The 22,989-nt window shown below is 70.0% G+C and carries 27 protein-coding genes; 8 read left to right on the top strand and 19 right to left on the bottom strand.

All coding sequences use genetic code 11. From position 1 onward, the window contains the following. Positions 1-32 precede the first annotated feature (32 nt). From AC3IF3_RS21825 to AC3IF3_RS21805, 5 genes are read left to right on the top strand one after another with little or no spacing between them, the layout of a single operon-like run. Positions 33-1,706, top strand: a complete 1,674-nt coding sequence (locus AC3IF3_RS21825; protein WP_489230284.1) for a methyl-accepting chemotaxis protein — start codon at positions 33-35, stop codon at positions 1,704-1,706. 13 nt (positions 1,707-1,719) lie between these two features. Next, positions 1,720-3,948 (top strand): hybrid sensor histidine kinase/response regulator, encoded by a 2,229-nt coding sequence (locus AC3IF3_RS21820; protein WP_489230283.1) that lies wholly within the window; start codon positions 1,720-1,722, stop codon positions 3,946-3,948. A 14-nt stretch (positions 3,949-3,962) separates the two neighbouring features. Further along, positions 3,963-5,012 (top strand): chemotaxis-specific protein-glutamate methyltransferase CheB, encoded by a 1,050-nt coding sequence (gene cheB / locus AC3IF3_RS21815; RefSeq protein ID WP_489231350.1) that lies wholly within the window; start codon positions 3,963-3,965, stop codon positions 5,010-5,012. Next, a complete protein-coding gene (locus tag AC3IF3_RS21810) occupies positions 5,009-6,730 on the top strand; it encodes a response regulator (RefSeq protein ID WP_489230282.1) in 1,722 nt (573 codons plus the stop codon). The genes cheB and AC3IF3_RS21810 overlap by 4 nt, the downstream gene beginning before the upstream one ends. Then, positions 6,727-8,613, top strand: coding sequence for a response regulator (locus tag AC3IF3_RS21805; protein ID WP_489230281.1), 1,887 nt, complete (start codon positions 6,727-6,729; stop codon positions 8,611-8,613). Before AC3IF3_RS21810 ends, AC3IF3_RS21805 begins: the two co-directional genes overlap by 4 nt. A 171-nt stretch (positions 8,614-8,784) precedes the next feature. Here AC3IF3_RS21805 and rplQ read toward each other — a convergent pair whose 3' ends face one another. The 5 genes from rplQ to rpsM form a co-directional block, all read right to left on the bottom strand. After that, positions 8,785-9,195 carry a 50S ribosomal protein L17 gene (gene rplQ / locus AC3IF3_RS21800; protein WP_243965067.1) on the bottom strand — a complete coding sequence of 137 codons (411 nt, stop codon included), beginning with the start codon at positions 9,193-9,195 and terminating at the stop codon, positions 8,785-8,787. A 243-nt stretch (positions 9,196-9,438) separates the two neighbouring features. Continuing rightward, positions 9,439-10,458, bottom strand: a complete 1,020-nt coding sequence (locus AC3IF3_RS21795; RefSeq protein WP_243920233.1) for a DNA-directed RNA polymerase subunit alpha — start codon at positions 10,456-10,458, stop codon at positions 9,439-9,441. 107 nt (positions 10,459-10,565) lie between these two features. Then, a complete protein-coding gene (locus tag AC3IF3_RS21790) occupies positions 10,566-11,438 on the bottom strand; it encodes an MBL fold metallo-hydrolase (RefSeq protein ID WP_489230280.1) in 873 nt (290 codons plus the stop codon). A 34-nt stretch (positions 11,439-11,472) separates the two neighbouring features. After that, entirely contained in the window at positions 11,473-11,862 is a 390-nt protein-coding gene (gene rpsK / locus AC3IF3_RS21785; protein ID WP_007557606.1) for a 30S ribosomal protein S11, read from the bottom strand. A 171-nt stretch (positions 11,863-12,033) separates the two neighbouring features. Continuing rightward, positions 12,034-12,402, bottom strand: a complete 369-nt coding sequence (gene rpsM, locus AC3IF3_RS21780; protein ID WP_012319166.1) for a 30S ribosomal protein S13 — start codon at positions 12,400-12,402, stop codon at positions 12,034-12,036. A gap of 249 nt (positions 12,403-12,651) precedes the next feature. On the opposite strand from rpsM, the gene AC3IF3_RS21775 reads away from it, so the two are divergent. Beyond that, a complete protein-coding gene (locus tag AC3IF3_RS21775) occupies positions 12,652-13,014 on the top strand; it encodes a hypothetical protein (RefSeq protein WP_243965071.1) in 363 nt (120 codons plus the stop codon). Positions 13,015-13,024: 10 nt separating this feature from the next. Here the strand turns inward: AC3IF3_RS21775 and AC3IF3_RS21770 are convergent, their stop codons facing one another. The 14 genes from AC3IF3_RS21770 to AC3IF3_RS21705 form a co-directional block, all read right to left on the bottom strand. Next, on the bottom strand, positions 13,025-13,249 hold the full coding sequence (locus AC3IF3_RS21770; RefSeq protein ID WP_243965072.1) for a hypothetical protein: 225 nt from the start codon (positions 13,247-13,249) through the stop codon (positions 13,025-13,027). A 92-nt stretch (positions 13,250-13,341) separates the two neighbouring features. Then, the gene (locus AC3IF3_RS21765; RefSeq protein WP_243965074.1) at positions 13,342-13,944 is read right to left on the bottom strand and encodes an adenylate kinase; all 603 of its coding nucleotides are present in this window, start codon (positions 13,942-13,944) and stop codon (positions 13,342-13,344) included. A 168-nt stretch (positions 13,945-14,112) separates the two neighbouring features. Then, positions 14,113-15,459 carry a preprotein translocase subunit SecY gene (gene secY / locus AC3IF3_RS21760; RefSeq protein WP_489218166.1) on the bottom strand — a complete coding sequence of 449 codons (1,347 nt, stop codon included), beginning with the start codon at positions 15,457-15,459 and terminating at the stop codon, positions 14,113-14,115. A gap of 153 nt (positions 15,460-15,612) precedes the next feature. Then, positions 15,613-16,116, bottom strand: a complete 504-nt coding sequence (gene rplO / locus AC3IF3_RS21755; protein WP_489230279.1) for a 50S ribosomal protein L15 — start codon at positions 16,114-16,116, stop codon at positions 15,613-15,615. Positions 16,117-16,126: 10 nt separating this feature from the next. Continuing rightward, positions 16,127-16,318 (bottom strand): 50S ribosomal protein L30, encoded by a 192-nt coding sequence (gene rpmD / locus AC3IF3_RS21750; protein WP_020096280.1) that lies wholly within the window; start codon positions 16,316-16,318, stop codon positions 16,127-16,129. 11 nt (positions 16,319-16,329) lie between these two features. Next, on the bottom strand, positions 16,330-16,917 hold the full coding sequence (rpsE, locus tag AC3IF3_RS21745) for a 30S ribosomal protein S5 (protein ID WP_043355033.1): 588 nt from the start codon (positions 16,915-16,917) through the stop codon (positions 16,330-16,332). A 172-nt stretch (positions 16,918-17,089) separates the two neighbouring features. Further along, positions 17,090-17,452, bottom strand: coding sequence for a 50S ribosomal protein L18 (gene rplR / locus AC3IF3_RS21740; RefSeq protein ID WP_238293230.1), 363 nt, complete (start codon positions 17,450-17,452; stop codon positions 17,090-17,092). Positions 17,453-17,462: 10 nt separating this feature from the next. Then, positions 17,463-17,996 carry a 50S ribosomal protein L6 gene (rplF, locus tag AC3IF3_RS21735; protein WP_243965079.1) on the bottom strand — a complete coding sequence of 178 codons (534 nt, stop codon included), beginning with the start codon at positions 17,994-17,996 and terminating at the stop codon, positions 17,463-17,465. Positions 17,997-18,018: 22 nt separating this feature from the next. Beyond that, a complete protein-coding gene (rpsH, locus tag AC3IF3_RS21730; RefSeq protein WP_243965080.1) occupies positions 18,019-18,414 on the bottom strand; it encodes a 30S ribosomal protein S8 in 396 nt (131 codons plus the stop codon). Positions 18,415-18,424: 10 nt separating this feature from the next. Continuing rightward, positions 18,425-18,730 (bottom strand): 30S ribosomal protein S14, encoded by a 306-nt coding sequence (gene rpsN, locus AC3IF3_RS21725; protein ID WP_243965082.1) that lies wholly within the window; start codon positions 18,728-18,730, stop codon positions 18,425-18,427. A 40-nt stretch (positions 18,731-18,770) separates the two neighbouring features. After that, positions 18,771-19,337: a 50S ribosomal protein L5 gene (rplE, locus tag AC3IF3_RS21720; RefSeq protein WP_243965083.1), complete on the bottom strand. Its 567-nt coding sequence runs from the start codon at positions 19,335-19,337 to the stop codon at positions 18,771-18,773. After that, positions 19,330-19,644 carry a 50S ribosomal protein L24 gene (rplX, locus tag AC3IF3_RS21715; protein WP_243965084.1) on the bottom strand — a complete coding sequence of 105 codons (315 nt, stop codon included), beginning with the start codon at positions 19,642-19,644 and terminating at the stop codon, positions 19,330-19,332. Before rplX ends, rplE begins: the two co-directional genes overlap by 8 nt. Then, positions 19,644-20,012: a 50S ribosomal protein L14 gene (gene rplN / locus AC3IF3_RS21710; protein ID WP_007557579.1), complete on the bottom strand. Its 369-nt coding sequence runs from the start codon at positions 20,010-20,012 to the stop codon at positions 19,644-19,646. Before rplN ends, rplX begins: the two co-directional genes overlap by 1 nt. A 489-nt stretch (positions 20,013-20,501) precedes the next feature. Beyond that, positions 20,502-20,879 carry a hypothetical protein gene (locus tag AC3IF3_RS21705; protein WP_489230278.1) on the bottom strand — a complete coding sequence of 126 codons (378 nt, stop codon included), beginning with the start codon at positions 20,877-20,879 and terminating at the stop codon, positions 20,502-20,504. Between the two features lie 1,104 nt (positions 20,880-21,983). Between AC3IF3_RS21705 and rpsL the strand changes: the two genes are divergently transcribed. Further along, positions 21,984-22,355, top strand: a complete 372-nt coding sequence (gene rpsL, locus AC3IF3_RS21700; protein ID WP_007557568.1) for a 30S ribosomal protein S12 — start codon at positions 21,984-21,986, stop codon at positions 22,353-22,355. Positions 22,356-22,489: 134 nt separating this feature from the next. After that, entirely contained in the window at positions 22,490-22,960 is a 471-nt protein-coding gene (rpsG, locus tag AC3IF3_RS21695; protein WP_012319183.1) for a 30S ribosomal protein S7, read from the top strand. Positions 22,961-22,989: the final 29 nt, after the last annotated feature.

The raw sequence follows: 22,989 nt of genomic DNA, 5'->3' as shown, positions 1-22,989 counted from the left end.
CCCGCATCCCCAAACCGGAGCCAGCCCAGCCCGTGATTCTGTCGATCGGACGACGCATCCTCCTCGGCTTCTTCGCCGTCACGGTGGTGATCATGGCGCTCGGGCTCTACGCGCTGGAGCAGATCGGGGCGGTGCGCGACACGACCGACGCGATCGTGCGGCGGGACATGACCGTGCTGCGCCAGCTCGACGACCTCGGCAACGAGGCCCGCGACCTCGGGCTCCTCCGCCGCAGCGCCGTGATCGCCATGCTGACCCAGAGCCAGGGGCGGCCGGCCCGCACGGACGACATCGCGGCCGCGTGGCGCCAGACCGCCACCCAGGTGGAGAATCGCCTCGCCACCACGGTCCAGCTCGCCACCGAGTACCGGGCTGCCTCGGCCTCCCCCGAGCGCGTCGCGTCTTGGGATCGGATCATCACGGCGGTCGGCGAGGTCCAGCGCGCCTTCCGGGACGTCAGGAGCCTCAGCGAGCTGCAGTTCGCCGCCATCGCCGCGCGGGATGCCGCCGCGGTGGAGGCCCGCAACGACGAGATCACCCGCCTCCAAGCGCCCTTCCTCGATGGGATCAAGACTCTCAGGAGCCTGCTCGATGGCGGCATGGCCCTGGGTCAGCGCGCCGTCCAACAGGTCTACGACCGCTCGCGCCTCTCGATCTACCTGACCCTCGCCGCTGCGGTGCTGCTGGCGATCCTGATCACGTGGCTGATCAGCCGCGCGGTGGTGCGCCCCCTGGAGACCGTCATGGCCTTCGTGGGCCGGGTCGGGGACGGCGACCTGTCGGGCCGGCTGGAGAACCGCGGGCAGGACGAGGTCGGTCGTCTAGCGGGGACGCTGAACGCGATGGTTTCGGGGCTTTCGGAGCTTGCGCGGACCAACCGGGCGGCGACGGCCGACCTGAACGCGGCGGCGGCGGAGATCCGGGCGTCGGCGCAGGAGCAGGCGGCCTCGGTGGAGCAGCAATTTGCGGCCGTTCAGGAGACCGCCGCCACGGTCGACGAGATCACGCATTCGGGGGCGCAGATCAGCAAGCGGGCGACCGAGGTGATCGCCACCGCCCAGGCGACCGCGCAGACCTCGCGGCAGGGCCTGCGCGCGGTCTCGGACACCGCCCGGGCGATGGAGGCGATCCGCGAGCAGGCGGAGGCTGTGGCAGGCAACATCGTCGGCCTGTCGGAGAAGACCCAGACGATCGGGGACATCATCGAGACGGTCAACGACATCTCGGAGCGCACGCACCTGCTGGCGCTCAACGCGGCCATCGAGGCGGCCGCGGCCGGGGAGAGCGGGCGCAGCTTCGCGGTGGTGGCCTCGGAGATGAAGCTTTTGGCCGACCAGGCGAAGGCGGCCACCGGGCAGGTGCGCGGGCTTCTGGGGGAGATCCAACGGGGGATCAACACCTCGGTGATGCTCACCGAGGAGGCGGTCAAGCGGGCCGCGTCCGGCAAGACCCGCTCGGACACGACGCAGCGGACCATCGAGGAGATCACCGCCCGGGTGGAGGAGAACGTGCAGACCTTCCAGCAGATCGTGGCCTCGACCAACCAGCAGCAGCTCGGCATCGAGCAGGTCATGGGCGCGCTCCAGAACATCCGGCAGGCCAGCCAGCAGACCGCGGCCGGCACCCGCCAGGTCGAGACCGCCTCGGCCAACCTCACCGAACTCGCCCAGGCGCTCATGGCGCTCGCCGAACGATACCGCCACTGAGGTTGGCCGCGCCTTGCCCGAGGACATCCGCCAGCTCCTGCTCGCCGCCTTCGATGTCGAGCACCGGGAGCACATCACGGCGATCCGCGGGGCGCTCGGCAGCGCCGCCCCGGACTGGAACGACGTGTTCCGCCGCGCCCACAGCCTGAAGGGCGCCTCGCGCGCCGTCGATCTGCCCGCCGTCGAGGCGGTCGCCCACCGCCTGGAGACGCTGTTCGAGAAGGTCCGGACCGGCGCGACCGCCCTCGACCGGGACGCGGCCAACGCCGTCCACCTCGCCCTCGACCGGATCGAGGCCTACGTGGCCGGGCTCCAGGACGGCGCCGGACCCGCCATGCCGGCCGATGCCCTGGCGGCCCTGGGCCAGGTCCTCGGGCTCCCGGGCGAGGCGTCGCAGGCCGCACCGGCGGCCGGGCCGCCGCCCCAACCGCCGCGGCCCTCCGGCCCGGCTCCGGAGCCGGTCGCTCCCGCGCCGCCGCCGGAGCCGGCCGATCCCGCCGCCGCCTTCCTGCGGGTGCCCGGCGAGGCCGTGGAGGCCGTGGTCCGGGCGAGCCACGACCTCACCAGCACCCTCGCCGGCCGCCTGTCGGCGGCCGAGAGCCTCGCGCGCCTGGCCAGGCTCGCCCGGGACCTGCGCGCCGGCGCGGAGGCGCTCGCCGCCGGGGCGGAGTCGGAGCGGCCCGAATGGCGCGCCTTCGCGGCCGAGATCGGCAGCTTCGCCCGGGAGGCCTCGGACCTGTCCCGGCGCCAGGCCGCCGTCGCCAGCGGGATCGAGGGGGCCGCCGCCCGGGTCCGCACCGCCGCCGAGCGCCTCGCCCTGGTTCCGGCCGAGACGGTGCTGGCCCCGCTGGCGCGGTCGCTGCGCGAGACCGCCCGGGAACAGGGCCGCGAGGTCGATCTCGACCTGCGCGGCCTCGACCTGCCCGTGGAGCGCGGCACCCTCCAGGCGCTGAAGGACCCGCTGCTCCACGCCCTGCGCAACGCCCTGAGCCACGGCTGGCAGAGCCCGGAGCGGCGCCGGGCCGCCGGCAAGCCCGAGGCCCTGGCGCTCGGGCTCGAGGTGGCGGTGCGCGGCGCCCGGCTCCAGGTCACGGTGTTCGACGACGGGCCCGGTCCGGATCTCGCCCGGATCGAGGCCGTGGCCCGGCAGAGCGGCCTCCTCGCCCCGGGGGCGGGCGCCGATCCCGAGACCCTGCTGCGCCTCGTCTTCGAGCCCGGCTTCTCCACCGCGGAGGCGGTCGACACCCTGTCGGGGCGCGGCTACGGACTCGCGGTGGCGGCGGATGCGGCCCGCCAGCTCCTGGGCAGCGTCCGCCTGGAGCCGCGCGCGCCCGCCGGCACCGCCCTGGTCTTCACCCTGCCGCTCTCGGCCGCCCGGCGCAGCCTGCTCCTGGTCGAGGCGGGGGGCCGCAGCTACGCCCTGCCGGGGGGCAGCGTGGAGCGCCTGCTGCGCCTGAAGCGGGCCGACCTGCCGGTGGCGATGGGACGCACGATCCTGCGGCTCGGCGCGGGCGACACGGCCACCAGCCACCCGGTCAGCGCGCTCGCCGCGCTCCTGGGCCAGCCCGCAGCGCCGGAGGAGTCCGAGACCCTGCTGGCCGTCGTGCTGCGGGCCGGGGGCGGCCGGCTGGCGCTCGCCGTCGATCGCCTGCACGATGTCCGTTCGCTCCTCGTCCTCCCGGCCCCCGCCTTCGGGGCCGATCCGGGTCTGATCGCCGGCACGGCCATCCTGCCCGGCGACGTCCCGGTGCTGGTCCTCGACCCCGACGGGCTCGCGGCGCGGGCGGCTGTGGCACCGGCGTTCGGAACGATGGGGCAAGCCCCACGTTCGACGACACGCGCGACGGGTGATGCCGCATCGCGGGCCGCCGCGCGGGCGACCATCCTGGTCGTCGATGATTCGATCACCACCCGGACCTTGGAGAAGGGCATCTTGGAAGCCGCCGGCTACCGCGTGGTCGTCTGCGTCGACGGCCAGGACGCCCTCGAACGGCTGCGCGCCGAGATCGAGCCCGTGGACCTCGTCCTCGCCGACGTCGAGATGCCGCGCCTCGACGGGTTCGGCCTGGTCCAGGCGCTGCGGGCCGACGAGCGGTTCGCCCGGCTGCCGACGATCCTGATGACCTCCCGCGGGGACGCCGCCGACGTGGCCCGGGGCCTCGACCTCGGCGCCGACGCGTACCTGACCAAGCAGAAATTCGACCAGCGCCAGCTCCTGGACACGATCGGACAGCTCCTGTGACCCCGGTCCGCGTCATGCTCGTGGAGGACAGTCTCGTGGTGCGCGAGCTCCTCCGCCACATCGTCTCGCGCGATCCGCGGCTCGAGATCGTCGCCGCGGTCGCCTCCGGCGAGGAGGCCCTCGATCGGCTCCGGACCGCCCGCCCTGACGTCATCTCGATGGATATCCGCCTGCCCGGCATCGACGGGCTGGAGACGACCCGGCGGATCATGGCCGAGCATCCGACCCCGATCGTCGTGGTGGCGGACTCTGTCGAGGATTCGTCGCTCCGCATCTCCATGAACGCGCTCCGGGCCGGGGCCCTGTCGGTGGTCGAGAAGCCCGTGGCCACGACCCATGCCGGCTACGAGGGCGTGGCCGGCGAGATCTGCACGCAGCTGCGGATCATGGCCCAGGTGCCGGTGATCCGCCGCCGCCCGATCGGCGCGGAATGGGCCGGACGCACCACCGCCGCGGTCTCTCCGATGCCGGTGGAGATGCCCGGACAGGCGCCCAGCCTCCTCGGGATCGCGGCCTCCACGGGCGGCCCCCCGGCCCTGGCCCGGGTGATCGGCGCCCTGCCGCGGACCTTTCCCCTGCCGGTGCTGGTGGTCCAGCACATGGGCCCCGCCTTCATGGACGGGTTCGCGAGCTGGCTCGACAGCGTCGTGACCCTGCCGGTCGGGCTGGCCCGGGACGGGGAGCGGGCCGAGCCCGGCCGCGTCTACGTGGCGCCGGGGGACCGGCATCTGGAGATCGGCTCGGGCCGGATTCTCCGGGTGATCGATTCGGCGCCGGTCTCGGGGCAGCGGCCGGCCGCCACCGTTCTGTTCCGCTCGATGGCCCGGCAGGCCGGAGCCTCCGGGATCGGCGTGCTCCTGACCGGCATGGGCGAGGACGGGGCCGTGGGCCTCGCCGACATGCAGAAGGCCGGCGCCCAGACCGTGGCCGAGCACGAGAGCACCGCGGTGGTCTACGGCATGCCGGCGGCGGCGGTGCGGCTCGGAGCGGCTCGGGCCATCCTCCCCCTCGACCGGGTCGCCGACCACGTCCTGCGCCTCGTCGAACCGGGGGCGCGGCCGTGACGGAATCGGCCGGTTCGCCCGAGGGGCCCGCCCGGATCCTGCTCGTGGAGGATTCGGAGACGCAGGCCCTGGAGCTGCGCCTGCTCCTGGAGGCCCACGGCTTCTCGGTGGAACGCTGCGCCTCGTCCGAGACCGCCCTCGATCACCTGAATCGCAGCCAGCCCGACCTCGTGGTGGCCGATTACCACCTGCCGGGCATGAACGGCGACGAGCTGATCCGGCAGATGCGCCTGTCCCTGCGCACCCGGGCGCTGCCGGTGCTGATGCTCACGGGCGGCACCGGCGGCGAGCGCCAGGGGCTGGAGAGCGGCGCCGACGCCTACCTGCCGAAATCCGCCGACCGCGACCTGATGATCCTGCGCATCCGCGCCCTGCTGCGCGAGCGCCGCTCGGCCGGCGACGGCGAAGGCCCGGGGGCGGCCGCCTTCCGGCGCGGCCGGATCCTGGTGATCGACGGCAGCGCCACCTACCGGACCTTCCTGGCCGGCCTGATGAGCCAGGACGGGCACCACGTGACCAGCGCCGACGGGCCGGAGGCGGCGCTCGCCGCCCTGGACGGGGATGCGGGGGGCGAGGCCTTCGACTGCGTCACGGTCGATCTCCTGGGCCACGCCTATGACGGGCTCGCCCTGTGCCGGGCGATCAGCCAGCGCCGGGCCGGCCGGGCGGCCGGGGCCGGCTTCCACCTCGTCGGCATCGCCGGCAGCGATCCGGCCAAGGATTTCCTGGTCGAGGCCTTCGCGGCCGGCGCCGACGACGTCATCGCCAAGACCGATGCCGAGGTCCTGGCGCTGCGGGTCCGCGGCTTCGTGCGCCGCCGCCTGCTGGAAGAGGACGACCGGCGCATCGCCGGCCAGTTCGGCGAGCGCGAGCGGGCGGTGGAGCGCGCCCGGGCCGAGGCCGAGGCGGCGGAGGCCCGGGCCCGGCTCGCCGACGCCCTGGAGCGGGCCAACCGCGACCTCGCCAACGCCAACCGGCAGCTCACCGACGCGCAGGCCAAGCTGGTCCAGGCCGCCAAGATGGCCTCGCTCGGCGAACTGGTGGCCGGCATCGCCCACGAGATCAACAATCCCCTGGCCTTCATCCTGGCGCATCAGGGCACGGTCGAGCGCCTGCTCGGCGACTTGCCCGAGGCGCCGCCGGAGGCCGCCGGGCGCCTCGTCGAGAAGGCGCGCCAGCGGGTCGGCTCGATGCGGATGGGCCTGACCCGCATCCAGGACCTCGTGCTGAACCTGAGGAAGTTCTCGCGCCTCGACGAGGGCGAGCGTGCGCTCGTCAACGTGCCGGAGGCGATCGAGACCGTGCTCGCCCTGATCCAGCACAAGCTCGGCGACCGGATCGCGGTGGAGCGCACCTTCGCGGGCCGGGCCGAGATCCACTGCACCCCGGCGCTGCTCAACCAGGTGGTGATGAACATCCTGGGCAACGCCGCCGACGCCATGCCGGCGGGCGGCACGGTTCGAATCACGACCTGCTCGAGCCCGGATCTCGACGAGATCCGGATCAGCGATACCGGTCCCGGCATCCCGGATACCCTGCGCGAGAAGATCTTCGAGCCGTTCTTCACGACCAAGCCGGTGGGATCGGGGACCGGCCTCGGCTTGGCGATTGCCTACAGCGTCGTTCAGGCGCATAGCGGCTCGCTCACCGTGGAGACGGCGCCGGGTGGGGGAGCCTGCTTCGTGATCGGGATCCCGCGGCAGGCAGCCAGTGCATGAGTGACGGTACGGCAGGTGTAGGGACGATCCTGGCCGTCGACGACGAGCCGGACATCCTGATCGCCCTGGAGGACCTGTTCGAGGATTCCTACCGGGTGCTGACGACCTCGCGCCCCGCCGAGGCGCTGGAGATCCTGCGCGCCGAGCCCGACATCGCCGTGGTGCTCTCGGACCAGCGCATGCCCGGCCTCACCGGCGATGCTCTGCTCGCCGAGGCCCGCGGCTTCCACGACGCGCAGGCGATCCTGCTCACCGGCTATGCGGACATCACCGCGGTGATCGCCGCCCTCAACCGCGGCGGCATCGTCGGCTACGTGACGAAACCCTGGGATGCGGGCCTGCTGCGCTCGACCGTGCGGCAGGCCTTCGAGCGCCACCGCCTCGGCCGGGACCTCGCCACCGAGCGCGCGCTGCTCCGCGGCCTCCTCGATCACGCCCAGGACGCGATCAGCTTCAAGGACGCGGACGGCCGCTTCGTGCGTCTGAACGCCCGCAAGGCGGCGCTGCTCGGCCGTGACGTCGCCGCCTGCCTCGGGCGGCGCGAGGACGAGGTCCTCGGCGCTCCGGGCATCCCGGCGACCGAGGCGGACGCGGCGGCGATCCGGGCCGGCACGGTGGCCGAGACCCTCACCAGCGACGGCCCGACCGGGGCCGAGCAGTGGAGCCACGTCACCCGGGTGCCGATCCGCGACGCGGGCGGCGCGATCAGCCACCTAGCGGTGATCGAGCGGGACGTCACCGAGCAGCGGAGCCTGGAGGCGCGGCTGCGCCAGTCCGACAAGATGCAGGCGCTCGGCACCCTGGCCGGCGGCATCGCCCACGACTTCAACAACCTGCTGACCGCGATCCTCGGCAGCCTGGAACTGGCCGCCCCGAAGGTCGCGGGCGAGCCCCGGGTCCAGCGCCTGATCGAGAACGCCCGCGGGGCGGCCGAGCGCGGCGCCTCCCTCACGAAGCGGCTCCTCAGCTTCAGCCGGGCCCACGATCTGCAGGCCCGGGCGGTGGATGTGAACGCCCTGATCGTCGGGATGAGCGACCTGTTCGGGCGCAGCCTCGGCGGCCTCGTCACCGTGCGGACCGACCTGGAGGACGGCCAGCCGGCGGTCCAGGTCGATCCCGAACAGCTCGAACTCGCCGTGCTCAACCTGTGCATCAACGCCCGGGACGCGATGCCCGAGGGCGGCACCATCACGGTGGCGACCCGGCGCCTCGGCATCAGCGGGGATCCCGAGATCGCCGACGGCGCCTATCTCGGGATCAGCGTGACCGATGTGGGCACCGGCATTCCGGAGGAGATCCTGCGCCGGGTGTGCGAGCCGTTCTTCACGACGAAGGCGGTGGGCCAGGGGACGGGGCTCGGGCTCGCCATGGTGTTCGGCCTCGCGCAGCAATCAAAGGGCCGGCTGGTGATCGACAGCGCGGTCGGCCGCGGCACCCGCGTCGAGCTGGCGCTCCCCTTCGCGGAGGCCGGGCCGGAGCGGGTCGCCCCGGTGGCCGATCCGGCGCCCATCTCCGGCCGGCGGGCACGGATCCTGATCGTCGACGACGATCCCCAGGTTCGGCATGTCACGGCCTCGTTCCTCACCGGCTTCGGCCACAGCGTGACGGAGGCGGCCGACGGCGCGGCGGCCCTGCGCGACCTCGACCGCGACCGCTTCGACATCGTCGTGGCCGACCTGGCCATGCCGGGCATGAGCGGCGTCGAGCTCGCCGCCGCGATCCGCGACCGGACCCCGAGCCTGCCGGTGCTGATCCTCACCGGCCATGCCGACGCCATGCAGATCCCCGAGGATCTGCCGGTCCTGTCCAAGCCGTTCCGCTCGGCCGACCTCGCCGACCGGGTCGGCACGCTCCTCGACCAGGCCGATAGCCGACCCCGCTGAGCCGGCCCCGCTGAGCTGGCCCATGTTGCCGGTTCAGCGTCCCTCCGCGGGCCCTGTGGCACCCGGGTTCCAGAGCGACGGTGGACCCTCAAACGCGAGAAGCCGCCCCGGATGGCCCGGAGCGGCTTCTGGCGTTTGATCAGGGACGCCGGATGGCGCCCCCGTGATGGATCAGGCCGCCTCGGCAACCTGGCTCGGACCGGAATCCTTGCCGCGGGCCTCGACGTCGCGGTCGACGAATTCGATCACCGCCAGCGGGGCGTTGTCGCCCTGGCGGAAGCCCGCCTTCATGATGCGGCAGTAACCGCCCGGACGGCCCTTGTAGCGCGGGCCGAGCACGGTGAAGAGCTTCTTGACCATGTCGGCATCGCGCAGCTGCGCCATGGCGAGACGGCGGGTGTGGACGCTGTCGATGCGGCCCAGCGTGATCAGCTTCTCGACCACGGGACGCAGGTCCTTGGCCTTGGGCAGGGTGGTGACGATCTGCTCGTGCTTCAGCAGCGCGACCGACATGTTGGCGAACATCGCCTTGCGATGCTCGGCGGTGCGGTTGAAACGGCGACCGCGATAACCGTGACGCATGGTTCTGGCTTCCTTCTGGTCTCGGCCGCCGTGCCACGGTACGGCCGGGCGCCCCAAAAGCGGGGCTGTTCATTCCGCATGACCCCGCGGCGGGAACTCCAACCCGGAACCCTCATCCTGCGGTGCCCGCGTCAGCGGGCCTCGAAGGAGGGCTCCAGGGATCGCTGTGGTCACGGAAGGCCTCCTAGAGGCTCCCGCTGCGCTCCGGCACCTCAGGATGAGGGCGGAGCTGGGAAGTCCGGCCTAATAGTGCTCCTCGAAGCGCTTGGCGAGATCCTCGATGTTCTCCGGCGGCCAGCCGGGGATGTCCATGCCGAGGTGCAGGCCCATGCCGGCGAGCACTTCCTTGATCTCGTTGAGCGACTTGCGGCCGAAGTTCGGGGTCCGCAGCATCTCGCCCTCGGACTTCTGGATGAGATCGCCGATGTAGACGATGTTGTCGTTCTTCAGGCAGTTCGCCGAGCGGACCGACAGCTCCAGCTCGTCGACCTTCTTGAGCAGCGCCGGGTTGAAGGGCAGCTGCGGCGCGAGCGGAGCGGCCTCTTCCTTGCGCGGATCCTCGAAGTTCACGAAGACCTGCAACTGGTCCTGGATGATCCGCGCCGCGTAGGCGAGCGAATCCTCCGGCGAGACCGCGCCGTTGGTCTCGACCGTCATGGTCAGCTTGTCCTTGTCGAGATCCTGACCCTCGCGGGTGGTCTCGACGCGGTAGCTGACCTTGGTGACCGGCGAGAACAGCGCATCCACCGGGATCAGGCCGATGGGTGCGTCCTCGGGGCGGTTGCGCTCGGCCGGGACGTAGCCCTTGCCGGTGGCGACCGTGAACTCCATCCGGATCTCGGCGCCGTCATCGAGCGTGCAGATCACGAGTTCGGGGTTCAGGATCTGGATATCGCCGACCGTGCCGATGTCCCCGGCGGTGACGAGGCCCGGGCCGGTCTTGCGCAGGGTCATGCGCTTGGGTGCGTCCGTCTGCGAGCGGATCGCGATGGTCTTGATGTTGAGGACGATGTCGGTGACGTCCTCGCGCACGCCCGGGATCGACGAGAACTCGTGCAGCACGCCGTCGATCTGCACCGAGGTCACGGCCGCGCCCTGGAGGGACGACAGGAGCACCCGGCGCAGGGCGTTGCCGAGCGTCGTGCCGAAACCGCGCTCCAGCGGCTCGGCGACGACGGTGGCAACCCGCTTCGGGTCGTCGCCGGTCGTGACCTGCAGCTTGTTCGGCTTGATCAGTTCCTGCCAGTTCTTCTGAATGACCACGATCCTACCTCTCGTCCATGCCCGGGACCCGCGACGCCCGTCCCCCGTGCTTCGGCCGTCCGGCGCAGTCCCCTGGCGCTCCGGACGGTCCCTGAATTCACTGTCTGTTATTCGCCACCGACCCAGAGAGCCGGCACGAAGCTGTAGCCCGCCCCGTCCCGGTCGACGTAGCCGAGGGCCGGGAATTCGAGATGGCCGCCGGCGATGAGCGTCCGCTCGCGGGCCACCTGGTCCAGGATCGTCTTGCGCGTCTCCCGCGCCTGGTCGCCGTCGACGTCGAAGCCGACGCCGGCCTCCGGGTTCTTGAACTGGATCGCCGGCATGTGCACCACGTCGGTCCACATCATCAGCGCCTGTCCACCGGAGACGATGCGGAACCCGCAATGGCCCGGCGTATGGCCGGGCAGGTGGACCGCCGTGATCCCGGGAAGCACCTCGCCGCCCCGGTGCTCGCGCACCCGACCGGCATAGGGCGCCACCGCCTTACGCGCGCCCTCGAAATAGGGCTTGGCTCCCTCGGGCGCCTTGGCGAGCGCCTCGTCCGGAAGCCAATGCGCGGCCTCGTCGGCGTGCAGCACGATCTCGGCGTTCGGGTAGCGCGCCGCCCCGTCCTTCACGAGCCCGCCCACATGGTCGGGGTGCAGGTGGCTGACGAGCACCGCGCCGATCTCTTCCGGCGCGACGCCGGTGAGCGCGAGCGCCGCCCCGGCCCGGCCGAGGGTCGGAGCCGGCGCCAGATCGCCGTAGCCCGTGTCGATCAGGGTCGGCTTGAGGCCGGGGCCCGTGATCAGGAAGGCGTTCAGCGTGATCTTGGGCTGCTCGGTGCGAAAGCCGGCCCGCTGCAGCCGCCCGGCCTCCTCCTTCGAGATGCCCGTGACCAGATCGAGGCTCGCCTGAAACCAGCCGTCGTTGAGCGCGGTGACCGTGAGGTCGCCGAGGTTCCAACGCAGCACGCCCGGAAGCGGCTTCGATCCTGTCATGTGCTTCTCCGTCAAAGGGTTTCGCCGGCTTCGATCAGACCCGGCGCCGCTTGCGCGGGCGGCAGCCGTTGTGCGGGATCGAGGTAACGTCGCGGATCGAGGTCACCGTGAAGCCCGCGGCCTGGAGGGCGCGCAGGGCCGATTCACGACCCGAACCCGGGCCCGACACCTCGACCTCGAGGGTGCGCATGCCGTGCTCGGAGGCCTTGCGGGCGGCGTCCTCGGCAGCGACCTGCGCGGCGTAGGGCGTCGACTTCCGCGAGCCCTTGAAGCCCATGGCGCCGGCCGACGACCACGAGATCGTGTTGCCCTGCGCGTCGGTGATGGTGATCATCGTGTTGTTGAACGAGGCGTTCACGTGGGCGACGCCCGACACGATGTTCTTGCGTTCGCGGCGACGGACGCGTTGCGGTTCCTTGGCCATTCGGGTCTCACTCTTCCTTCAAGCGCGCCCGTAATTCCAGGCGCTCGGGATTCTTCTTGGGACTTGGCTGCGGCGCCCGTGCAGGGCGGTCGAGCCTGTGCCGGGGCCGTTGCGGGACACCCAGCGCGACGGAAGAAGGCCGCGCGACGCACGGCCTTCCAGGGGCAGGACTTACTTCTTCTTGCCGGCGATCGGCTTCGCCTTGCCCTTGCGGGTGCGGGCGTTGGTGTGCGTGCGCTGGCCGCGGACGGGCAGCTGCTTGCGGTGACGCAGGCCGCGATAGGCGCCGAGATCCATCAGGCGCTTGATGTTCATCGAGACTTCGCGGCGCAGGTCGCCTTCCACCAGGTAGTCCCGGTCGATCGTCTCGCGGATCTGGAGAACCTCGGCGTCGGTCAGCTGGTTGACCCGGCGCTCGGCGGGGATGTTCACCTTCTGGGTGATCTCCTCGGCCTTCTTGGCGCCGATGCCGTGAATGTACTGGAGCGCGATGACGACGCGCTTGTTGGTCGGGATATTGACGCCTGCGATACGAGCCACGATCACTCTCCATGTCGGGCCCGGGGATCCGGGCCGGTGCCGTGCGCGTCCGGTGGAGGCCGGCCCCTGCGCACGTGAAACGACGACGCGGCCCGCAGGCAGCCCTGGACAGGGCACCGCAGACCACCGTTCGGCTGGACGAAGGAGGGCCTGCTAGCGTGCGTGCGGGCCGATGTCAACGACTGAACCCCGAATCCTCGTGCCGCCATGCGTCGCGTGCGGGGCCGAAGCGGGGAAACGGGAGCGGGGATGACGATTGTGACCAGTGACGGCGCCACCCTGCGGGCCTTCGCGGAGGCCGTGCTGCGGGCCGCCACCGAGACCCTGGACGAGGTGGCGCCGGTCGTGATGGCGGTGATCGGCGGAGTCCTCGCCGAGGCCGAGCCCGGCTCCATCGCACTCCAGAGTCAGGACGGCGGCCCCGGCCTGCTCTGGGCGACCTTCGCGGGCCGCAGGATCGTATTCCGCTACAACGCCATGACGGCGATGATCGAGCTGCGCGCCGATACGGCCGAGGGCTTCCCGCTGCGCCTGTTCGGCCGCCGGTCGCTCCAGATGGATATCGTCAACTTCTTCGGTGCGCTCCACCGCGAACGCCGGTCGGATCTCTGACGGCCGTGCGTCAGCGAAATCCCTGATTCTGCAAGCGGCAATAGCCGCCCGTATCCCGGTAGCCGGCCGGGCAGCGGCGGACACAGGTCCCCGCGGCGTATTTGAGCGGCGGGCGGCAGGCGTGCTTGAACCGCTTCTGCCCGTAGGCGAAGGATTGGGCCGGACTCTGCGCCGCGGCCGGCAAGGCTGGGAACGCCACGGCGAACAGAAGCGCTGCAATGGCAACGATGCGCATGGGCGTGGGGTGTCCGATCGCCGTTGCACCCGTCAAACCCGCAGAGGTGTGACGCGTTCGGAAGAAGGGTCCGACCGGCAATCGGCAGGCCCCTACGAAGCGACCGGTTCCTCGTGCGGCTCCAGGACCGCCATCAGGTCGGCCGTGACCTTGTCGATCGGCTGCATGCCGTCGATGGTCTCGAGCATGCCCGTCCCGGCATAGTAGGCCGAGAGCGGGGCCGTCTGCGCGCGGTAGGCCTCCAGGCGCTGCTTGAACACCTCGGGCGTGTCGTCCTTGCGGACGGCCTGGCCGCGGGCCTGAGTCTCGGCGGCCCGCCGCTCGATCCGGCCGACGAGCGCCGTCTCGTCCACCTTCAACTCGATCACCGCCGACAGGGTGAGGCCCTTGCCGTCGAGCATGGCCTCCAGGGCCTTCGCCTGTGCCACAGTGCGCGGGAAGCCGTCGAGGATGAAGCCACGCCGGGCGTCCGGCTCCTCGATCCGGTCGGCGACGATCCCGACCACGATACGGTCGGAGACGAGGCCACCCGCTTCCATCACCGCCTTGGCCTCGAGCCCGACCGGGGTGCCGGCCGCGACGGCGGCGCGCAGCATGTCGCCGGTGGAGAGCTGCGGGATCCCGAAGCGCTGCACGATCCGCTCGGATTGCGTCCCCTTCCCCGCACCGGGCGGCCCGAGCAGAATGATGCGCATGGCGTTATCCTCGTCCGTCCCGACACGGTCGGGCGCAAGCGGCGGTGGCGAAGCCTCCCTGGCATCGCCTGGGTCTGGGTTTTCTAGCCGGTCCGGGCCACGGAAGCATCCGGACCTTGGTGCCAGAGGCCGGCGCGTTCTTAATGCCGGGCCGCCTCTGTAGCAGGGTCAGCGCCGGCGTTGCGTGGTCGAGGCGCCACGCAGCTTGGCCTTCTTCACGAGGCCCTCGTACTGATGCGCCATCAGGTGCCCGTGGATCTGCGCCACCGTGTCCATCGTCACCGAGACCACGATCAGCAGCGAGGTGCCGCCGAAGCCCAGGCTCGCCGAGGCGTAGGAGGACAGGATCTCCGGGCACAGGCAGACCAGGGTCAGATACAGGGCGCCGATCACGGTGATGCGGGTCAGCACCTTGTCGATGAAGGCCGCGGTGCGCTCGCCCGGGCGGATGCCCGGGATGAAGCCGCCATGCTTCTTCAGGTTGTCGGCCGTCTCCTGCGGATTGAACACCACCGCGGTGTAGAAGAACGTGAAGAAGATGATCAGCGCCGCGTAGAGCACCAGGAACAGCGGCGTGCCATGGCCGAGATAGGCCGTGACCGTGCCGAGCCAGCCGGCACTGCCACCATTGGCCGAGAAGCTCGCGGCGGTGGCCGGCAGGAGCAGCAGCGACGAGGCGAAGATCGGCGGGATCACGCCCGAGGTGTTGAGCTTAAGCGGCAGGAACGAGGTCTGGCCCTCGTACATGCGGTTGCCGACCTGGCGCTTCGGGTAGTTGATCAGGAGCCGGCGCTGGGCGCGCTCCATGAACACGATGAAGTAGACCAGCGCCACCGCGGCCACGGCCACGCCCAGGATGATCGCCGGCGACAGCGCGCCGGTGCGGCCGAGTTCGAGGGCGCCCGCGATCGCCACCGGCAGGTGGGCGACGATGCCGGCGAAGATGATCAGCGACGAGCCGTTGCCGATGCCGCGCGAGGTGATCTGCTCACCGAGCCACATCAGGAACAGGGTGCCGCCGGTCAGCGTGATCACGGTCGAGGCCAGGAAGAACGGGCCGGGGTCGATGGCTGCCGACGAGCTCTGCAGGCCGATGGCGATGCCCCAGGACTGCACCAGGGCCAGGACCACCGTCAGATAGCGGGTGTACTGGTTGATGACCTTGCGGCCGGATTCGCCCTCCTTCTTCAGTGCCTCCAGGCTCGGGATCACCGAGGTCAGGAGCTGCACGATGATCGAGGCCGAAATGTACGGCATGATGTTGAGGGCGAAGATCGCCATGCGCTCGACGGCGCCGCCCGAGAACATGTTGAACAGGCCGAGCACGCCGCCGGACTGCTGCTGGAAGTTCCGGGCGAACTGCTCCGGGTCGATGCCGGGGATCGGGATGTAGGTGCCCAGCCGGAACACTACGAGCGCGCCGAGGGTGAACCAGATGCGCTTCTTCAGCTCATCGGCCTTGGCGATCGCGCCGAAATTGAGATTGGCGGCAAGCTGCTCGGCGGCTGAGGCCATAAGCGTCGCGTCCTGGACATGTCGCCGGGCGATCGGGCCCGGATGAAATGAAAGCGGCGGCCCGCGTGGTCGCAGGGCCGCCGCTCGAAGGAGTGGCTTAAAGGGTGCGCGGAGCCCGCGCAACGGGTCCCGCGGTCGCCCCTTCGGCCGCCGTCAGGCCGTGGCCGCCTCGCTGCCGCCACGGGTGGAGGCACCCTGGGCGTAGACGACGCTGACCGAGCCGCCGGCCTTCTCGACCGCCTCGACGGCGGACTTGGAGGCGCGGGTCACCTCGAAGCTGAGCTTCGCGGTGATCTCGCCGAAGCCGAGCAGCTTCACGCCGTCACGGCGACGGGCGATGATGCCGGCGGCGACGAGGCTCTCCACCGTCACGGTGGCGGTCTTGTCGAGCTTGCCGGCGTCGACCGCCTCCTGGATCCGGCCGAGGTTCACCTCATTCAGATCCTGGGCGTAGAGGTTGTTGAAGCCGCGCTTCGGCAGGCGCCGGTGGAGCGGCATCTGACCGCCCTCGAAGCCCTTGATGGAAACGCCGGTCCGGGCCTTCTGACCCTTCACGCCGCGGCCCGCGGTCTTGCCCTTGCCGGAGCCGATGCCCCGACCGACACGCATCCGGTCCTTGGTGGCGCCGGGATTGTCGCTGATCTCGTTGAGCTTCATCGGAACCTCCTCACGCCACGTCGCCGTGGACGCGCACGAGGTGCGCAACCTTGCGGATCATGCCGCGCACGGAGGGGGTATCCTCCAGCTCGGACACGCGGTGGAGCTTGTTGAGCTTGAGGCCGATCAGCGTCTGGCGCTGGCTGGCCTCGCGGCGGATCGGCGAGCCGATCTGTTCGATACGGACGGTCTTCTGTGCCATCGGACCCTCCCTTACGCGACCGCGGCTTCGGACTGGTCGGCCGGATCGGCATCGCGGCGGCGCGACTGGAGCGTCGACACCTTGATGCCGCGGCGGGCCGCCACGGAGCGCGGGCTGTCCTCGTTCTTGAGCGCCTCGAAGGTGGCGCGCACGAGGTTGTAGGGGTTCGACGAACCCAGCGACTTGGCGACCACGTCCTGCATGCCCAGCGTCTCGAACACGGCGCGCATCGGACCGCCGGCGATGATGCCGGTGCCCTGCGGGGCCGCGCGGAGGATCACCTTGCCTGCCCCGTGACGTCCGTTGACGTCGTGGTGCAGGGTCCGGCCCTCGCGGAGCGAGACGCGGATGAGGCCGCGCTTGGCCGCCTCGGTGGCCTTGCGGATCGCCTCCGGCACCTCACGGGCCTTGCCGTGGCCGAAGCCGACGCGGCCCTTCTGGTCGCCGACGACGACGAGGGCCGCGAAGCCGAAGCGACGGCCGCCCTTCACCACCTTGGCGACGCGGTTGATGTGGACGAGCTTGTCCACGAACTCGCTGTCGCGCTCCTCGCGATCGTCGCGGCGGCCACGGCCCCCGCCTTCCCGTTCACGTGCCATCGTTTTCTACCTGTTCATCTCACTGGCGCAGGCCCGAAGACCCACTCGCTCGATTTTCCCCTCCCCCGTGCGGGGAGGGGTAAGGGGTGGGGGTGGTGCAGACAGCACCGGAGTGCCTCACCCGCACCGCCCCGACCTCCGGCTCCTCCCCGCAAGGGGATGGAGAGGTTCCTCAGAACTCCAGGCCGCCTTCGCGGGCGGCCTCGGCGACGGCCGCGACGCGGCCGTGATAGATGTAGCCGGAGCGGTCGAAGATCACCTTCGTGACGCCCGCGGCCTTTGCGCGCTCGGCGACGAGCTTGCCCACCGCCTTGGCGGCGGCGACGTCGGCGCCGGTCTTAAGTTCGCCCTTGAGTGCCTTGTCGATCGACGAGGCGGCGGCCAGCGTCTTGCCGGCCGCGTCGTCGATGACCTGCACGTAGATCTGCTTCGACGAGCGGAACACCGAGAGCCGCGGACGGCCGTTGGCGGCCGCCCGCAGCGCGCGGCGGACGCGCGCCTTGCGGCGATCGAGGGCTTCGAGCTTGCGAGACATGATGCCCTCCTTACTTCTTCTTGCCTTCCTTGCGGAAGATGAACTCGCCCGCGTACTTCACGCCCTTACCCTTGTAGGGCTCGGGTCCGCGGTAATCGCGGATCTCGGCGGCGACCTGACCGACCTGCTGGCGGTTGATCCCGGTGATCGTGATCTCGGTGGGCTTCGGGGTAACGATCGTGATCCCCGTGGGGATCGCGTATTCGATGTCGTGGCTGTAGCCGAGCGACAGCTTGAGGGCCTTGCCGGCCATCGCCGCACGATAGCCGACGCCCGTGATCTCGAGCTTCTTCTCGAAGCCCTTCGACACGCCCTCGGCGATGTTGGCGATCTGCGCCCGCGACGTGCCCCACAGGGACCGCGCCGGCTTGGACTGGTTGACCGGCTCCACGGCGATGGCGCCGTCCTTCATCGCCACGCTCACCAGAGCGGGGACGACGAATTCCAGCTCGCCCTTGGAGCCCTTCATCTTGACGGTCTGGCCCGTGACGGTGGCGGTGACGCCGGCCGGCACGGGAACGGGCTTCTTGCCTACGCGAGACATGGGATAACCTCCTCCGTCCCGATCAGAACACGGTGCAGAGCACTTCACCGCCGACGTTGCGCTCGCGCGCCTCGTGGTCGGCCATGACGCCCTGCGGGGTGGAAACGATGGTGACGCCGAGGCCGTCGGCCACGTGCGGCAGCTCGCCAACCGACGAGTAGACCCGGCGGCCGGGTTTCGACACGCGCTTGATCTCGCGGATCACCGGGCGGCCGTCGTAGTACTTGAGCTCGATGGCGAACTCGGTGCGGCCGTTGCCGAGGTCGGTGGCCGCGTAGTCGCGGATGTAACCCTCGGACCTCAGCACGTTGAGGACGCTGGCGCGCAGGCGCGAGCCGGGCGTCTGGACCACGTTGCGACGGCGCAGCTGGCCGTTGCGGATGCGGGTGAGCATGTCGCCCACGGGATCGTTGACCATGGGGACCTCCTTACCAGCTCGACTTGACCAGGCCGGGGATCAGCCCCCGGTTGCCAAGCTCGCGCAGCGCCACGCGCGAGATGCCCATCTTGCGGTAGAAGGCGCGCGGACGGCCGGTGATGCCGCAGCGATTGCGGATCCGGGTGGCCGACGAGTTGCGCGGCAGTTCCGCGAGCTTGAGGCGCGCCTCGAAGCGCTCCTCCATCTCGAGGCCATCGTTGTTGGCGATCTCGAGGAGCGCCTTCCGCTTGGCCGCGAAGCGCTTCACCAGCGCCTTGCGGGCCTCGTTCTTCTCGACTGAGCTTTTCTTCGACATGGGATCTATCTCCGGTGTCCGCGTCTGAGGCCCGAGGGCCTCACTGCCGGAACGGGAACTGGAAGGCGGCGAGCAGGGCCTTGGCTTCGGCATCGGTCTTGGCGGTGGTCGCCACGACGATGTCCATGCCCCAAGTCTGCTCGGCCTTGTCGTAGGAGATCTCCGGGAACACGAGGTGCTCCTTGAGACCCAGCGCGTAGTTGCCGCGGCCGTCGAACGAGCGCGGATTCAGGCCCCGGAAGTCACGCACGCGCGGCAGCGCGATGGTGATAAGCCGATCCATGAACTCGTACATGCGCTGCTTGCGCAGCGTCACCTTGCAGCCGATCGGCATGCCCTCGCGGACCTTGAAGGTCGCGATGGCTTTCCGGGCCCGGGTGATCACCGGCTTCTGGCCGGCGATGAGCGAGAGGTCGCCCGCCGCAACGGTGGCCTTCTTCGAATCCGCGGTGGATTCGCCGACGCCCATGTTGATCACGATCTTCGTGATCTGCGGCACTTCCATCGGGTTCTTGTAGCCGAACTCCTCGATGAGCTTCTGGCGAACCACCTCATCGTAATGCTTGCGCATACGCGGGGTGTAGGCGTTCTTGTCGGCCTCAGCCATCGATCTGATCCCCCGTGGTCTTGGCGAACCGGACCTTGCGCCCGTCTTCGAGGATGCGGAAACCCACGCGGGTCGGCTTGCCGTTGGCATCCGCGACCGCGATGTTCGAGAGCTGGATGGCGGCCTCCTTGGAGATGATGCCGCCTTCCTGGTTCTGGGTCTGCTTCTGGTGCTTCTTGACCAGGTTGACGCCGCGCACGAAGGCCCGGCCTTCCTTCGGCAGAACCTGGATCACCTCGCCCGAGCGGCCGGTATCGCGGCCGGTGAGGACGACGACCGTGTCGCCCTTCTTGATCTTCGCGGCCATCACAGCACCTCCGGGGCCAGGGAGATGATCTTCATGTGGTTGCGCGCGCGCAGCTCCCGCGGCACCGGTCCGAAGATGCGGGTGCCGATCGGCTCCTTCTGATTGTTGATCAGAACGGCGGCGTTCTTGTCGAAGCGGATCACTGATCCGTCGACGCGCTTCACGGCCTTGGCCGTCCGAACGACGACCGCCTTCATGACGTCGCCCTTCTTGACGCGACCGCGCGGGATCGCCTCCTTCACGGAAACGACGATGACATCGCCGACGCCGGCATATTTGCGCTTCGACCCGCCGAGAACCTTGATGCACATTACACGGCGTGCACCCGAGTTGTCGGCGACGTCCAGATTCGTCTGCATCTGGATCACGTGCGTGACTCCTTGTTTCAGGCGGGTTTCCGCACACGGGCGGTATTGCCCGGCGGACGACGCCTGATGGGGATGTTAAATCCCCGGCTCATGTGTTCGACCGCGCTGGCGGTGTCGTGAGACACCGGCGCGGTCACCGCGTTCACAGGGTGCGAGCACCCATCGGAAATGTCGCGAAGGCCGGGCGCATACTACGCTCAGCCGGGGATGGCAAGCGTGACGGACCGTAATCCGAAGGGCGCGGGCGCGGCGGAGACGCGGTTTTACGGCCGGCGGACTGCGGCCCCGGCCTAACCAGCTACGGGCAATACGCCTACGGAGACGGCGTTCGATTGTTGGGAAAAGGTCGCCGCCGGGAACGGGGCTGGCTCGTTACGGGGAACGTGCCTGGCGGGACAGATATGACCGGCGCGCATCGCGGCGCGCCGAGCCTTCCTGCGGGCGGACCTCGACGAGTTGGGATCGCCGAGGCCCGGTATTCGGGGGCGATCAGGCAGGCTGGCCGGTCGGCTCGAACAGGAAGCCTTCCAGGCTCGGAATGGTCACCGCCGTGCCGCAGGCGGGTTTCGACAGGCGCCAGGGATGCTCGGAGCGGGCGCGGATCGCCTCGGAGGGACGCAGCCGCCGGACGGTCCCATCCGCCCGCAGCTCCTCGATCGCCAGGAAGCCGTAGACCTGGAGGCGCGAGGCCGTGAGCTTGGTCGCGCGGTCGTCGGCCGCCAGAACCATGCTGCCGGTGGCATAGACCGCGTCCAGCAGCGACCGCTGCTCGCTGCGGCGGCGATCCCGCGCGTCCCGCTCACTGGGGGCCTGGGCGGGGATGGGCCGCCGGAACGGAACGACGTTGCTGACGGCGACGCAACCCATACGCAGAATCCTTGACGCGAACCCGGGGCACCGTTCCGGCCGCCCGACGATCGCGACATTTCGACGGATCGCTTTAATCTTCCGTAGACCGTGACGGCGCGCCCCTGCCCCGATCCGGCACGGTACCGGCGCGACACGCCGTTGCGACCCGGATCCTGCGGCTCCGAACGCGGCACCGCGTGGGGAGATACAACGCGGCGGAGATGGGACAGTCGAAGGCGCCGAGAGAATCGCCGCTCCCCGCCGATCCGACTCACATCACACCGGCCCTCGTGTGCGTAAGCAGTTCTGAAGTCTACGAGAGGTTTTGCATTGAAGATCGTCCGCCTCTCTCGTTCGACCGTCAGATCCCGCGAGCCGAAAGGAGGCCCTTCAACAATACGTGGTGCTGTTCCGGCATTGCCGAATGTGGATCGAGCCGACGCGATCTCCGGAATGAACGTCAGCGTTGTGTCACCGCACCCGGTAAGCGCCAGGGCGTCGCCGAACAGGCTGACGACTCAGATCCGATCCACCCTGCTCAGAACCGCTGGAGTTGCCGGGGCGCGGGCCTCCGGTGGTCCGAAATGCCGATCTTCGCCAGACCCGGATCGACCGTGCCGGAGACCGGCCGCTCGACGTGATTCGCTGATGTGCCGGGGCGTACCCCTTTGATCACGCCGCGCTCGCCGGCATCCCACCACGGATCGAATCGCCTGAGATTGACGACCCCGGTGGTCGCGGCGGATTATTCGAAATCGGGCACGTTCGTCACGCGCGTCACCACGCCTTGACCGATCTTTAACCTCCTGCGCGGCGCAGATTTCTGCCCTCGGTGCATTGACCTGCCGGGCAACCGCGTCTAGAAGCGCGTCCACTTCGGACGGCCATCGGCTGCCGACGGTCCCTCGGGTTTGCCCTCGGAAACCGTCGCCATCGCCCGCGCACCGAGGGATCAAATCGCCTGACGCTGTAAGTCAGATCCGTAGGTACGAGCGCGTCCGTTTCGGGCGTGCTCCTCTACCCACACCGCGCCGAGGGTCCGTGACAGGGCCTCCGGCGCATATTCGTTTTGCGGATTGCCCTGGGCAATCCGGCCAAGGTGACCGAGGAAGAGGGCACAGGATGCCGACGATCAACCAGCTGATCGCCCAGCCGCGGAAGATCCAGCGGAGCCGCAACAAGGTTCCGGCGCTCGACGCTTGCCCGCAGAAGCGCGGCGTCTGCACCCGGGTCTACACGACGACCCCGAAGAAGCCGAACTCGGCCCTTCGTAAGGTCGCCAAGGTCCGCTTGACCAACGGCTTCGAGGTGATCGGCTACATCCCGGGCGAGGGCCACAACCTTCAGGAGCACTCCGTGGTGATGATCCGCGGCGGCCGCGTGAAGGATCTTCCGGGCGTGCGCTACCACATTCTGCGCGGCGTGCTCGACACGCAGGGCGTGAAGAACCGCAAGCAGCGCCGCTCCAAGTACGGCGCCAAGCGGCCGAAGTAAGACCGGCGACCAGAGCTTATCCGGTCGTTTCCAAGCGTTTCCACGGCCTCGTAAGGATGTCGCCGGCTTTCTCCGGAAAGCCAAGGCGGCCTGCGCGGGGTGCTTAAGTCAGACTCGTTTGAGAGTTGTAAGAGATGTCCCGTCGCCACTCTGCCGAGAAGCGTGAGATCATCCCGGACCCGAAGTACGGGGACGTGGTGCTGACGAAGTTCATGAATTCGATCATGTACGAGGGCAAGAAGTCGACCGCCGAGCGGATCGTCTACGGTGCCTTCGACATCGTCGAGAACCGCGCCCGCGCCAACCCGATCGAGGTGTTCCGCGCCGCCCTCGACAACGTCGCCCCGATGATCGAGGTCCGCTCCCGTCGCGTCGGCGGCGCGACCTACCAGGTCCCGGTCGAGGTCCGGACCGAGCGCCGCCAGGCCCTGGCGATCCGCTGGCTGATCCAGGCTGCCCGGTCGCGCAACGACCGTACCATGGTCGAGCGGCTCTCCGCCGAACTGCTCGACGCCGCCAACAACCGCGGCAACGCCGTCAAGAAGCGGGAAGACACGCACCGGATGGCGGAAGCCAACCGCGCCTTCTCGCACTACCGCTGGTAAGCGGTTCCGCCGTCTCTCAGGAGCAATCC

Source organism: Methylobacterium sp. J-118, from assembly GCF_057836565.1.
Note: the sequence above shows the minus strand (reverse complement) of the source record. Positions and strands in the feature narration are given on the sequence as shown.

What these genes read in the sequence shown, in the direction of transcription:
- cheB (WP_489231350.1), top strand. Translation starts at nt 3,963, where the DNA reads ATGCTCGTGGAGGACAGTCTCGTGGTGCGCGAGCTCCTCCGCCACATC.
- AC3IF3_RS21805 (WP_489230281.1), top strand. Translation starts at nt 6,727, where the DNA reads ATGAGTGACGGTACGGCAGGTGTAGGGACGATCCTGGCCGTCGACGAC.
- rplQ (WP_243965067.1), bottom strand. Translation starts at nt 9,195, where the DNA reads ATGCGTCACGGTTATCGCGGTCGCCGTTTCAACCGCACCGCCGAGCAT.
- AC3IF3_RS21790 (WP_489230280.1), bottom strand. Translation starts at nt 11,438, where the DNA reads ATGACAGGATCGAAGCCGCTTCCGGGCGTGCTGCGTTGGAACCTCGGC.
- rpsK (WP_007557606.1), bottom strand. Translation starts at nt 11,862, where the DNA reads ATGGCCAAGGAACCGCAACGCGTCCGTCGCCGCGAACGCAAGAACATC.
- AC3IF3_RS21775 (WP_243965071.1), top strand. Translation starts at nt 12,652, where the DNA reads ATGACGATTGTGACCAGTGACGGCGCCACCCTGCGGGCCTTCGCGGAG.
- AC3IF3_RS21770 (WP_243965072.1), bottom strand. Translation starts at nt 13,249, where the DNA reads ATGCGCATCGTTGCCATTGCAGCGCTTCTGTTCGCCGTGGCGTTCCCA.
- AC3IF3_RS21765 (WP_243965074.1), bottom strand. Translation starts at nt 13,944, where the DNA reads ATGCGCATCATTCTGCTCGGGCCGCCCGGTGCGGGGAAGGGGACGCAA.
- secY (WP_489218166.1), bottom strand. Translation starts at nt 15,459, where the DNA reads ATGGCCTCAGCCGCCGAGCAGCTTGCCGCCAATCTCAATTTCGGCGCG.
- rplO (WP_489230279.1), bottom strand. Translation starts at nt 16,116, where the DNA reads ATGAAGCTCAACGAGATCAGCGACAATCCCGGCGCCACCAAGGACCGG.
- rpmD (WP_020096280.1), bottom strand. Translation starts at nt 16,318, where the DNA reads ATGGCACAGAAGACCGTCCGTATCGAACAGATCGGCTCGCCGATCCGC.
- rpsE (WP_043355033.1), bottom strand. Translation starts at nt 16,917, where the DNA reads ATGGCACGTGAACGGGAAGGCGGGGGCCGTGGCCGCCGCGACGATCGC.
- rplR (WP_238293230.1), bottom strand. Translation starts at nt 17,452, where the DNA reads ATGTCTCGCAAGCTCGAAGCCCTCGATCGCCGCAAGGCGCGCGTCCGC.
- rplF (WP_243965079.1), bottom strand. Translation starts at nt 17,996, where the DNA reads ATGTCTCGCGTAGGCAAGAAGCCCGTTCCCGTGCCGGCCGGCGTCACC.
- rpsH (WP_243965080.1), bottom strand. Translation starts at nt 18,414, where the DNA reads ATGGTCAACGATCCCGTGGGCGACATGCTCACCCGCATCCGCAACGGC.
- rpsN (WP_243965082.1), bottom strand. Translation starts at nt 18,730, where the DNA reads ATGTCGAAGAAAAGCTCAGTCGAGAAGAACGAGGCCCGCAAGGCGCTG.
- rplE (WP_243965083.1), bottom strand. Translation starts at nt 19,337, where the DNA reads ATGGCTGAGGCCGACAAGAACGCCTACACCCCGCGTATGCGCAAGCAT.
- rplX (WP_243965084.1), bottom strand. Translation starts at nt 19,644, where the DNA reads ATGGCCGCGAAGATCAAGAAGGGCGACACGGTCGTCGTCCTCACCGGC.
- AC3IF3_RS21705 (WP_489230278.1), bottom strand. Translation starts at nt 20,879, where the DNA reads ATGGGTTGCGTCGCCGTCAGCAACGTCGTTCCGTTCCGGCGGCCCATC.
- rpsL (WP_007557568.1), top strand. Translation starts at nt 21,984, where the DNA reads ATGCCGACGATCAACCAGCTGATCGCCCAGCCGCGGAAGATCCAGCGG.
- rpsG (WP_012319183.1), top strand. Translation starts at nt 22,490, where the DNA reads ATGTCCCGTCGCCACTCTGCCGAGAAGCGTGAGATCATCCCGGACCCG.